The organism is Paenibacillus sp. FSL H8-0457 (assembly GCF_038051935.1).
In the GTDB taxonomy this organism is placed as follows: Bacteria; Bacillota; Bacilli; order Paenibacillales; family Paenibacillaceae; genus Paenibacillus_AQ; species Paenibacillus_AQ lautus_A.
The window spans coordinates 4,159,957-4,172,163 of sequence record NZ_CP150293.1 but is presented as its reverse complement, the minus strand read 5'-3'; the positions used below and the strand labels follow the sequence as shown (position 1 = coordinate 4,172,163).

Below are 12,207 nucleotides of genomic sequence, written 5' to 3'. Positions count from 1 at the left end.
GTTCATATGGGTTCATATAAATCCATTTGAGTTCATTATATGTCTTGAACAAGGAGAGAAGGATATGCCAAGCATCAAAATTGAGTTGCTGAATCATGAACAGAACGTGAGGGTGGAGGGTGACCGTCATTCGCAATCCTCCCATGACCGCGTGATGGAGCGGGAAGGCGAGGATTTCACTTACCTGGCTTGTCAACAGCTGGAGTACGCCGCCGGCGACAAATTTAGAATTACGACGGAGCACCCGAATCGGTATTTGGTGGTCCAGTTGGATGAGGCACTCTTTCCGTCCCTGGTATATGTCAAGGGCACCAGCTGGGAATACGAAGTTCCATTGTCGTACAAGCAAGCCTATCCAGAGAAGGCATTTACGGGGACAAAACATTATGTTTCGGTACGCTATGCGACGGAGAGCGAAATTACCCAATATCGGAATTTGGCATGGAATACCCATGACCAGAAGCATGATTCCAACGCTTATCCGCATGCTCACGCAAACGTAGAAACCAGAAATGATCCTACCTTCTTTGCGCGCAATGCGATCGACGGCATTTATGCCAACTGCAATCATGGCTCGTATCCGTATCAATCCTGGGGAATTAACCAGCAGGCGGATGCGGAGCTGACGCTGGATTTCGGGCGAATGGTTGAGCTTGACCGGATCGGTCTTGTTTTACGGGGGGATTTTCCTCATGACAGCTGGTGGAAGGAAGTCACGATTGCATTCTCCGACGGTTCAACGGAGCAGCTGTATCCCGTGAAAAGCCGAAGCATCCAGTATTTTGAGATCCAGCCCCGCAAAGTGGAATGGTTGGTGCTCAAACGATTGATCAAAGGCGATGAGGCGCTTTTTCCGGCATTAACGCAGCTTGAGGCGTTCGGAAGAAATGTAGACGGACAGTAACGAATAATCGCAGAGTGAGGCAATGGTTAGGCCTGATTGCCAGATAGGATGCACATCCGTCTGCAATCAGGTCTTTTAATGTTTTTGCGAAACAAATAGCTGCAGATTGCCGTATTAAACAGATTAGGAAACGGGGATCGGGAGATTCCGTCGTATGTATGGGAGAATCGCAGCTTCTAAAGGAAGCAATTGACAACCCTCGGCAACAAGGTATGATCAAATAGATATCAGTATCATGCCGAGGAGGGAATATGATGAATTCGACTCAACGCCAGGGAAGGCCGAATGTGCTGCTCATTACGGTCGATCAGATGCGCTTTGATTGCCTTAGCATAGCAGGTCACCCTGTGGTGGAAACGCCCAATCTGGACGAGCTCGCAAGGAGCGGTGTAAGGTTTAGCCGTGCGTATTCTGCCACACCCACCTGCGTACCTGCAAGAGCGGCGATCTTCACCGGCCAATCCCAACGCGCTCACGGCCGCGTCGGCTATCAAGACTGCGTCCCGTGGAATTACAAGGAGACGCTGCCGGGGGAATTGGCCAAAGCCGGTTATCACACGCAGTGTATCGGTAAAATGCATGTTTACCCTGCACGCAATCTGCTGGGGTTCCACAACGTAATGCTTCACGATGGTTACTTGCATCACAACCGCAATAACCACGGCATTCCGATGTTGGAGCATTACGATCAAGTTGACGATTACTTGCAGTGGCTGCGAGAAAGGGTGCCGGGCGCCGATATGACCGATCTTGGTCTGGACTGCAATTCATCAACCGTCGCTCGTCCTTGGCATTTGGCGGAAATGCAGCATCCAACGAACTGGGTGGTAACGCAGTCGATTGATTTTTTGCGGCGACGGGATCCCGGGAAGCCGTTCTTCCTGTGGATGTCATTCGTCAGGCCGCATCCTCCGTTCGACCCTCCGCAGGCCTACTTGGATCTGTATGAGGATGCCGAAATTCCGGAGCCTCCGGTTGGCGATTGGGCGGAGACGGAGGATCCGGATCTGTCCGGGTACTCCCCTATAACGGGGAGGGGACTGGTCCCGAAACGCCGCCTGCGTAAAGCGATGGCTGCCTATTACGCCCTGATCACGCATATCGATCACCAAATCGGACGTTTTTTGCAATCATTGAACGAATATGGGGAGCTAGGCAACACGGTGATCCTGTTTACTTCCGATCATGGCGAGCTGCTGGGGGACCATCATTTATTCCGAAAGTCTCTTCCGTACGAAGGCAGCACCCGCGTGCCGTTTATCGTCAGCGATCCCGGCAACCGTTTAGGCCTGCAGAGCGGTATGGTTTCAGATCATGTCGTGGAAATGCGGGATATCATGCCCTCGCTGCTGGAAGCGGCCGGCGTGCCTATACCGGAAACGGTCGAAGGCGAGAGCATCTGGAGACTAGCGTCAGCAGGAAGGGACGGGGGAAGCAAGCCGGCTTGGCGTCCCCATCTTCATGGAGAGCACGCTCAAGGGCTTCAGTCCAATCATTGGGTTACCGACGGGAAGGAGAAATACATCTGGTTCTCCCAAACAGGCAAGGAGCAGTTCTTCGATCTGGTTGATGATCCCAATGAGCTGCACAACGCGATCGGGGACGAAAATCGGCAGGAACGAATCCGTTATTGGCGTTCGGTCCTCATCCAAGAGCTTGAGGGACGCGAAGAGGGTTATACGGATGGCCAACAGCTGATCACCGGCCGGAAGCCGGTAGCCGTATTATCCCATATTTTGAAATAGCACGAGACCGTAAATTACATTCAGAACCGATTAGGAGATAACATGCTAACGACACAACAGCTAAAAGACATTGAACAATTGCAAAGCGAGTGCGAGCTTCATGACCATGTCCAATTAAAGCTGAATTGGGAAATGCTCAGAGAACGCAACACGGAGAATCTGGATTTTTTTCATTACGAGGAAAACGAACTTGTAGCGTTTCTAGGGCTATATCCTTTTGGCTCGACCGTCGAAGTATGCGGCATGGTAAAGCCTGCCGAACGACGAAAGGGGCATTTCCAGCGATTGTTTCATCTCGGAATGGAACAGGTAAAACTCGCCGGATACAAGAAAATCTTGTTGAACGCGCCAGCGGGATCCGATGCGGCAAAGGCATTTTTGCATCAACTAGGTGCGGAGCATGCTTTCTCGGAGCATCAAATGACGTGGCAGGAAATGCCGCTTGAGGATTCGGACGGTATTCTGCTGAGGCAGGCAACATTGGAAGATTATGAAACAAGCGTGCGCTTATCCGTGGAAGCATTCGGATTGGACGAAGAAGATGCCAGAGCGATGGAGAGCCATCATTTTGCTGATAATACGGGTATGTTCATGATTGACGTAAACGAAGAAACGGTCGGGAAGTTTCGAGTCAGCCGCGAAGAGGGGCAGGCGTGGATCTATGGTTTCTCCATATTGCCGGAGTATCAAGGCCGGGGAATAGGCAGAAAAGCGTTGCGACGAATCGTGAAGGAACAGAGCTCAGCCGGATACTCGGTGCACTTGGAAGTCGAAACGAAAAACGACCATGCGCTGAGGTTATACGAGTCGGTTGGATTTCAAGCCGTGCATGCACAAGATTATTATCAATATGAATGCAGATGATAACAAAATAGATGTGCAAGAAAAGTCGCCATCATGGCGGCTTTTTGATTTTCACGGCATCATTCAAATTTTTCGATGATCTGTTGAAGTCTATTTTCTCTGCCGATAAAGAATGGAGCATGCATATCTGATCATTCAGGAGGAATTATCATGAAAAAAACTGTCATCCTGCTAACCAGCGCGGCCCTGATGTTTGCGACCGCCGCAGGCACGATCTCAGCCAAACCAAGCAACACGCCCCCCGGCAAGACAAGTAACGCGGCATCGCCAAAGGGACCAAAAGAAAAAGAAACTCGTAATGACAAGCAGCAAACCGAGGAAGTCGATTCCTCTGATAAGTCCAGCAAAGAAGAGGACCAAGTTCAGGAATCCACAACGCCGGAAACAGAGAAAACAAACGACCCTTCCACCGATAAAGTCGATTCCAAGAACAAAGGACACAAAGGATACAAAGGTTTGCTAAATGCCATTCAAAACGTTGAGGATAAACCGGCAGGCGCCGTTCTAGCCAATATTTTGCTTACCGAATATGCGGCCGAGTTAACGGACGAGCAACAAAAACAACTTGAGGCCATTATTGAAAAGGACAAGGCGTTAGAAGCGGCAGCGGACATGCTCGAAACAAACGGCAGCGTGACTGAAGCCGTGTATTTGCAAGAAGAAGCCATCAAAGCAAATTTTAAAAACCTGGATCTTTACAAAACCATGGGAAAGCTCAGTGAAAAGGCGGGTAAAAAGAATGGGGTTAAGCTGTATGTGAACGGCGAAGCTTCGGACACCGAACCGTTTGTCAAAAAAGGCAATACATATGTTCCTTTTCGCGCCATAGCCGAGGCTTTGGAGGCTGAGGTTATATGGAATCCTAAAAAGCGTTCCATCACCGTCTCGAAGGACGGGGTGAGCATCCAACTCCTGGTTGGCAGTAAAACAGCGTCCGTCAATGGCAAGAAAATTTCGCTGGATGCCCCAGCTACCGTTACAAAGGGCAATACGTATGTGCCCGTACGCTTTATAAGCGAGGCCTTGAATGCTACCGTCAAGTGGGAATCGGAAAGTCAGACCGTCGTTGTCTATGAAGAGAAAGCAGAATAGGTGAATTTCTAAGCCGCTAATCGGAATGAGATCAGCGGCTTTTTTCTATTAATAGTCTTTGATAAAGAGGGCCATTTCGTCTGTCGTAATACTGAATGAGAATTAGGGCCATGCATGAAAGGCTAAATATGTATACCATATGTTAAATTTTTTCAGTGTCTTCTCCATTGTAAACGCTTTAATATCGATTTATGACCGACTGACAGGAGGGGAAGTTATGAAGTTTGCAGGACGTTTCTGCATGGTGTTATGGATTGTCGTCATCATGGTGTCGGCAGCCGGATGCATGGCGGCGAGGAACGGGGCCGACAGCAGAATGTCGCACCAACCGGAACGCCCGTTTGACAATGTGCGGATTACCGCATATATGGCTAAAAATCCGGTTGCGGACATCCTTCGCGCCCATCTCCCCGAATTTGAGAAGCAGACGGGTATCAAGGTGGATTTTCAAGCGTTGACCAATGAGCAGCTCAGCCAAAAGATGTTCGTACAGATGACGGTAGGTAACGAAAGTCCCGATGTGTTCATGATCCGGCCGTTGGAAGAGCTAAGTCTGTATGAGAATAACGGCTGGTTAACGCCCTTGGAATCGTATGCCGTATCGGACCCGCGTTACGACTTCGCCGATTTCTCTTCAACGGCGCTGGAATCGGTAACGGTGAACGGGAAACTGCTTGCCGTCCCGCTATCGACGGAGCAGCAGATTCTATACTATCGCAAGGACCTGCTAGAGAAAAAAGGGATCGAAGTCCCGCAGACCTTGGATGAGCTGGAAGCAGCGGTTAAACAGGTGCATGATCCCGAGCATGGCATGTACGGATTTGTCGCTAGAGGGCAGCGAAGCGCTCTCGTAACCCAGCTATCGTCATTCGTTTACTCCGAGGGCGGGAATTTTCTAAGCGCAGATAAAGCGGCATTGAACACAAAGGAAACGCTCAAGGGGATTCAGCGGTACGTAAGGCTGCTCGGAAACTATGGACCGCCCGATGCGCTTAGTTACAGCTGGCCGCAATCCGCAGATCTCTTTGCGCAAGGAAAGGCGGTATTTTTCACCGATGCCAGCGCGATCTACTCCCTGCTAGCGCAATCGGGATTAGCTAAGGAGAAGATCGGTTATGCGCTCTTTCCGGCAGGTGATGCCGGTCGCAAGCCGTATAGCACCACTGCATGGGCCATTGGCATCAATGCGAATTCTGCCCGCAAGGATGCTGCCTGGGCATTCATCGAGTGGGCTTCGGGCAGGGACATGGTGCTGCAAGCCCAGAAGATCGGTAATCCGGGAGCGCGGAGTTCGCTGTGGCATGACAAGGAAGGAATCTCCGGCTTTCCGGATGAGCTGATTCCGGTGATCAATGAATCCATTCCGATCGGAATGAGCTACGACCGTCCAAAAGTCATTCACGTGAAGGAAGCACGGGACATTATCGGCGGTATCGTGGTGAAAGGAATTATCGGCGAAGATGTCGGAATTGCTGCCGAGTCGGCAAACGTTCAATTGCAAGAACTGATCGACAGCGAGAAGTAGAGCGAATCGCTCTGACACGGGGGTATGTTTTTGATGAAGCGGTTAAGAACAAGTACGTTTGCCAAGCTTACAACATTGCTGGCGGTCCTGGTTATTCCGATTATTTTGCTGTATGCCTACTCCCATCAGGTCAGCATCAACGTCGTCCGTTCGGCTGTGGAGGAGGGCCAGCGGAACCGACTGACGTTTTTCATGAGTCAGATGGACACCATGATCGATCAGCTAACGAAATATTCGGTGATCGCGAGCAATGATGACGGGATTAAGAGTTATCTGGCGGAGCGCTCAGGTAGCACTCCCATGGAACGAATCGACAGCCAGCAGCGGATCACGGATATGTTGAATATGCAGATTGCAACTAGCAGCTGGGACAGCCAAATCCTAATGTACCTGACGCAGTATCGTGAATTGCTGACCACCGACTTGTCGGCAAGGTATGATGCCGAATACTTGGCTCATGCCCATAAGCAGAACTGGACTTATCATCGGGATTCGCGAGGACAAGCTTTTTTTAGCTGGATGAGAACGTCCGCTTCTTCGCAGGATCTGATCGTGGAGGTCCGTTTCACCGACCAGAATCTGGTCAATATGCTGAATCGGTTGAAACAGGACGGGGACAGCGAGCCATTCCTGTATGCACCTGACGGAACCGTTATTGCCAACAGCACATCGGTCGAAGAAACGATACGAATGGCCGCCGGCACCCTGAACGAATTGCAGCTTGGGGAAGAGGGCAGCCGAATCGTGCAATCGGGGCAGGGCAAATATGTAATGAATTACGTCTTGTCCAGCAGTTTGGGCTGGTATCTGGTGGATTTCGTCCGGCTGGACAGCGTATATTCCCCAATCACCTTAAGCAGCGTCCTCTTTTATATTTCCGTATCGCTCCTGCTTGTTCTTGTCTTACTGCTGACCTTGTTGTTGTACCGCAATGTCCAGCGTCCGATTTCCCGCCTGCTTCATGCGGTGAGAAGGATCAGGGACGGTCAATACATGACGCGTCTGAAGGATGTGCCGAAGAACGAATTCATGTATCTGTTTCACTCCTTCAACAACATGGCAGAGCAAATCGAGGAGCTCATCGAACGGGTGTACAAAGAGTCTTTGCGATCCAAGGAAGCGACGCTTAAGCAGCTCCAATCGCAAATTAACCCTCACTTCCTGTATAACTGCCTGTTCTACATCAAAAACATGGCCAATCTTGGCGATAAGGAAGCTGTCGTGGCCATGGCCCTGAACTTGGGGGAGTATTACCGGTACACGACGCGACTGGAAAAACCGACCGCGCCCCTTGAAGAGGAAGTGAAGCTGGTTGACAATTATTTAACGATTCAGATGCTGCGGCTTCAGCGACTAACCTTCGAGATCGAGGTTCCTGACAGCATGATGCAGCTCGAGATTCCGCGTCTTCTGCTTCAGCCTATCGTGGAAAATGCCGTCATCCATGGGGTTGAGGATCAGTTGGATTTTGCGATGATTCATATTTCCGGAGAAATCGAAGGGAGTCGATGCCGGATCAGAATTGACAACAACGGCCAGGGCATGGACGTAGGCATCATCGACAAGCTGAAGCGACAGGTCGAAGAGCCTTTGAACGAAAGCGGGGGATTCGGCCTATGGAACATTCATCAGAGACTGGTCACCCGGTACGGCAAACATGCGGGCTTGGCCTTTTCAGAATCGCCGTCAGGAGGACTTCGCGTGGAAATATGCTGGGAAATGCCGAGTAGGGAAGGGAGGGATAACGTTGTATACATTGCTGATCGTTGATGATGAAGCAAGCGTGGTAGAGGGGCTTGCGCATACGATACCTTGGCAGAAAATCGGAATCGATGAGGTGCGCAAGGCATACTCCGCTTTCGAAGCGCTGGAAATACTGCAGACGCAGCCGGTCGACATCATGATTTCCGACATCACGATGCCACGGATGAACGGCCTCGAGCTTGTCGAGATCACGAAATCAAAATGGAAGCATATCAAAACGATCCTGCTGTCCGGGTATGCCGATTTTGCTTACGCGAAGGAAGCCATTACGCTTGGCACTTATGAGTACCTGCTAAAACCCGTCAGCGACGAAGTCGTACTTGAGAAAGTAGGCGGAGCTGTGGAATCGCTGCGGCAGGAGCGTGAGTCCAGCGAAACCTACAACCGTGCGGTTCAGGCTTTTCGAGCTAATCTGCCTCAAATTCGAGGCGAATTCCTGAATCAGCTGCTTCAAGGCATGAAATCACCGAAGAACGTTTGGGCCGAAAAACTGGAGCTGCTTGAAATGAAATCCGCCATCGGCAATCAAGCTGCCTTGATGCTCGTACGGATGGAGGACCGTCTGACGGAAATGAGTCCTTATGACTCCTCCATCATGGAGTACGCGATCGGTAACATGGCGGACGAGATCTTCGGGGAACGGTTTCGGTTGTGGCGATGCAGGGACATACACGGATATCTCGTCTTTTTTGTTTTTGAAGATATCAGTAAGTATAAACTTAGCAGTACAAGCAGCCTGATATCGCAAGAAAAGTTACCGCTAATGAAGGATTCGACGACATCCCCGAGTGGCTTCGATAGCAGCTTTTCTTATAGCGATGATTCGGCGGCTAGGGTGCACCCTCATGAGCATACAGAGGAGAATGAGCTCAAGCATTTCGCTGCACAGCTGCAGATGAATGTCAGCCGTTACCTGAAAGGAACAATCTCCGTCCTGATCGGAAAGCGAGGTTCCTTCCCGGAAGATGTCCGAAAGCTGTATCAAGACAGTCTTTTCGCTTTGCGCCGCCATATCGGCAGCCACAGTGATATGTTCGTTTACGCAGAAGATGAGGAGGAGCTGCATCCGGTCCGTTCCTTGCAAAAGTGTTATGAGCCTCCGCTGCTCCATCATCTGCTGGAATCCGGCAGTTGGAAGCAAATCCAAGAGAAACTTGAGCAGATCCTGAAAGAATTGTCGCTCGCGCACAGCAATTCGCAAGAGCATGTAATCGAAGCCTTTTTCTTTATATATTCCTCGCTAAGCGCATATGCGCACAAGAACGGACGCAGTCTGGCCGATATCGTCGGAGCGTCCCTTGCGGATGTAACGGGACTCTCGCAATGCACGACTGCGGCCACGCTCGGCAAATGGGTGGGCCAAGTTCTGCCTCTACTGGAGTCAAGCGCCGAACAGGCAACGCGCAGCGACAGGAGCGCTGCCGTGTCCCGGATGAAACGGTTCATTCGGGATCATCTGTCTCAGGATATTTCTCTGCAAGCCATCGCGGACCATATGTATATGCATCCGGTTCACGTGTCCCGCCTCTTTAAAATGGAGACCGGATTCAACGTGAGCGATTATGTGCTCCGGTTGAAAATGGAGCAGGCGGCCGAGCTGCTGGCCGACCACTCCTTGAAAAACTTCGAGATTGCCCTGAAGCTGGGATACCACAACCCGAATTATTTTATTCGGGTGTTCAAAAAGTATTATTCCGTGACGCCGCAAGAATACCGAAACAGTTTGGAAACCGGAATGCCGTAGTAAAGCCTGTATTACCGTCCGTTTTCAGCCATGCATTTGGGCTGGAAGCGGGCTTTTTTTGTCTCATTCGGCCGCTGCTTTCGATTGCGGCATCATGTTAAGTAAGGAGAGCGGATGTTAAGCCTATATCATTTAACCCTGTTTATGAAGCCCTTACAATGAATGGTGTAAGGACATTCCACTATATGCTGAGGGGTGAACATGATGAAGATGAAGAAAAACTCCATACGATGGGTAACGGCAGCTTTAGTCATGATATTGATGGCAGGATGCAGCGTAGGGGGGACGGGAGGCAGCGGATCAGGGGATGCCGAGCCTGGCAAGGAAACCCTGACATTCTGGATGAAGAAGCAGATGTTCGAAGAGCAAAACCAGATGATCCAAGAGAGGGCAAAACAGTTCGGGGAAGAGCATGGCGTGAATGTCAACGTGGAGTTTATTGCGTACGAGGACTTTTATCCGAAATGGTCGGCAGCCATCGAATCGGGTACTACGCCTGACGTCTCCTTCTTCGGCTACCAGGAAGTTGGGCAATTCTATGCCAAGGACGTTCTTGAGGAGGTTACCGACGTTGTGGGCAGCGTGGAGCACGCAAACGGGGAAATACAGGACAGCCTGAAAACCTCCGTGACGTTCGAGGACAAGTTATACGGAGTGCCGTTCTGGACCGAGTCCACGGCATTATACTATCGCAAGGACATGCTTCAGGCAGCGGGTTACAGCGAGCCGCCTGGAACCTGGGAGGAATTCCGCGAAATGGCGAAGGCACTCACGGATTCTTCGAAAGGGATATACGGCGCAGGACTCGGGTACGGGAAAGGCAATTCGGATGCCGAATGGCTGACCCGGGCGATCATCTGGTCCTACGGAGGTTCCCTAGATACCGAGGACGGCAAGAATGTAGCGGTGAATTCGCCGGAAACTCTTCAGGCGGTTCAGTTGATCAGGGACATTTTCATCGAAGATAAGGTAACGCCTCCGAGCTCCATCGGATGGGATGACAGCGGCAACAACAAATCGTATTTAAGCGGCCAGTCGGCCATGATCTTCAACGTCGGCAGCTTGGCTGCGACGATCAAGAACGATAATCCCGAATTGTACGAGAATACGGGGATCGCCATGCTGCCCGCAGGACCGAAGGGAGCGGTAGTGCCTGGCATTAGCAACAATCTAGGCATATTCAAGGCATCTGCGAACAAGGAGCTTGCCAAATCCTTCATCGAATATATGACGGACAAAGCGTGGTACGGCCAGTGGGTGCAGAATGGAGCTCCATTGACCGGTCCGATTTACACAGACCTGGCAAACGAATCCGTATGGCAGGAGGAGAAGAACAAAGGATTCGTCGACTCCATCGCACATTTCGCTTTCCTTGGATACCCTGCGAAGTATAACCCGAAGGCTGGAGAGATTTATAACCTTCGATATGTCAACGACGTCTTCCAAAAGATGCTTTTGGATTCCGGCTTCACGGCTCAACAAGCAGTGGACGAATTACAGAGCAAGATCGAGGCGGTATACGCGAAGTAGGGTTATGACTTAACCGCGCATCAGGCTCCGCAGTCCGATTACAAGGCATCGATACAAGGTCCGTGGCTGCGGATGAGCCTGAGGCGTCAGAAAGAAGGTGCTCTCAATGAAAAGCTTGGAAGTCCAAACAACACCGGGGAAAACCCGGGCGCCTAGGCGGGAACGAAGTGATACAAGCAGCAGGCTGGCTTATCTTCTCATGAGTCCGGTGCTAATATATTTGCTGGCTGTCATGGCGCTCCCTTTTTGCTGGGCAGTCTATCTTAGCTTGACGAATAAAGTGGTCGGCGTTCCCGAAACGTTCATCGGCCTGCGAAACTATACGGAGCTATTTACCGATTCCGTGTTTTGGAAGGCGGTATGGAATACGGTTGTCTTTACGATGGTGGCCGTCATTTTGAAAGCGGTCTTCGGGATGATTATGGCGCTCGTGCTCAACGAGAATATCGTTGCTCGAAACTTTTTCAGGGTGATGCTGTTTCTTCCGTGGACCATTCCCACGATCGTCTCCGTATTTACCTGGCAATGGATTTATTCCGACGTCGGCGGCGTGCTGAATGCCATGCTCCTCAAAACAGGGCTCATCGACAGTCCCGTCGGCTGGTTGGCCACACCGGACCTGGCCATGTTCTCCGTCATTCTCGTCAACGTGTGGCGGGGCATTCCGTTTATGGGCATTGCCATATTGGCCGGCCTGCAGACGGTGTCCAAAGAGATGTATGAAGCCGCTATGCTGGATGGAGCGGGAGCGATCAAGCGCTTTTTCTACATGACGCTCCCCTCGGTAAAAGAAGTGACCATTCTGTCTTCCGTCATCACCACCATATGGACGCTGAACGACTTCGAGATTATCTGGCTGCTGACACGCGGCGGTCCAGACAATGGCACGCAGGTGTTATCCACGCTTAGCTATACCGTCGGCTTTCTGAACATGAGTCTCGGCAAAGCCATTGCGATTTCCCTCATTACGCTGCCGCCGCTGATCATGCTGATCCATTATGTGACCAAGCGTTCGCTGGCGTCCGACAAGTAAGGAGTG

Annotated in this window: 9 protein-coding genes; all 9 read left to right on the top strand. The window is 51.0% G+C overall.

Going from position 1 to position 12,207, the window contains the following annotated elements:
• Window positions 1–64 precede the first annotated feature (64 nt).
• The 9 genes from MHI43_RS18300 (at window position 65) to MHI43_RS18260 (ending at window position 12,201) form a co-directional block, all read left to right on the top strand.
• A complete protein-coding gene (locus MHI43_RS18300) occupies window positions 65–904 on the top strand; it encodes a hypothetical protein (protein WP_036660808.1) in 840 nt (279 codons plus the stop codon).
• Between the two features lie 254 nt (window positions 905–1,158).
• Complete coding sequence (locus MHI43_RS18295) at window positions 1,159–2,649, top strand: arylsulfatase (RefSeq protein WP_036660807.1); 1,491 nt, start codon at window positions 1,159–1,161, stop codon at window positions 2,647–2,649.
• Between the two features lie 42 nt (window positions 2,650–2,691).
• Window positions 2,692–3,513: a GNAT family N-acetyltransferase gene (locus tag MHI43_RS18290; protein WP_036660806.1), complete on the top strand. Its 822-nt coding sequence runs from the start codon at window positions 2,692–2,694 to the stop codon at window positions 3,511–3,513.
• Window positions 3,514–3,663: 150 nt separating this feature from the next.
• Entirely contained in the window at window positions 3,664–4,605 is a 942-nt protein-coding gene (locus MHI43_RS18285; protein WP_036660805.1) for a copper amine oxidase N-terminal domain-containing protein, read from the top strand.
• Window positions 4,606–4,822: 217 nt separating this feature from the next.
• Entirely contained in the window at window positions 4,823–6,130 is a 1,308-nt protein-coding gene (locus tag MHI43_RS18280; protein WP_036660804.1) for a sugar ABC transporter substrate-binding protein, read from the top strand.
• A 33-nt stretch (window positions 6,131–6,163) separates the two neighbouring features.
• Window positions 6,164–7,900: a histidine kinase gene (locus tag MHI43_RS18275; RefSeq protein ID WP_015735799.1), complete on the top strand. Its 1,737-nt coding sequence runs from the start codon at window positions 6,164–6,166 to the stop codon at window positions 7,898–7,900.
• Window positions 7,878–9,638 (top strand): response regulator, encoded by a 1,761-nt coding sequence (locus MHI43_RS18270; protein ID WP_036660803.1) that lies wholly within the window; start codon window positions 7,878–7,880, stop codon window positions 9,636–9,638. Before MHI43_RS18275 ends, MHI43_RS18270 begins: the two co-directional genes overlap by 23 nt.
• A 204-nt stretch (window positions 9,639–9,842) precedes the next feature.
• Entirely contained in the window at window positions 9,843–11,168 is a 1,326-nt protein-coding gene (locus MHI43_RS18265) for a sugar ABC transporter substrate-binding protein (protein ID WP_235201666.1), read from the top strand.
• A gap of 106 nt (window positions 11,169–11,274) precedes the next feature.
• Window positions 11,275–12,201, top strand: a complete 927-nt coding sequence (locus MHI43_RS18260; RefSeq protein WP_015735796.1) for a sugar ABC transporter permease — start codon at window positions 11,275–11,277, stop codon at window positions 12,199–12,201.
• Window positions 12,202–12,207 lie beyond the last annotated feature (6 nt).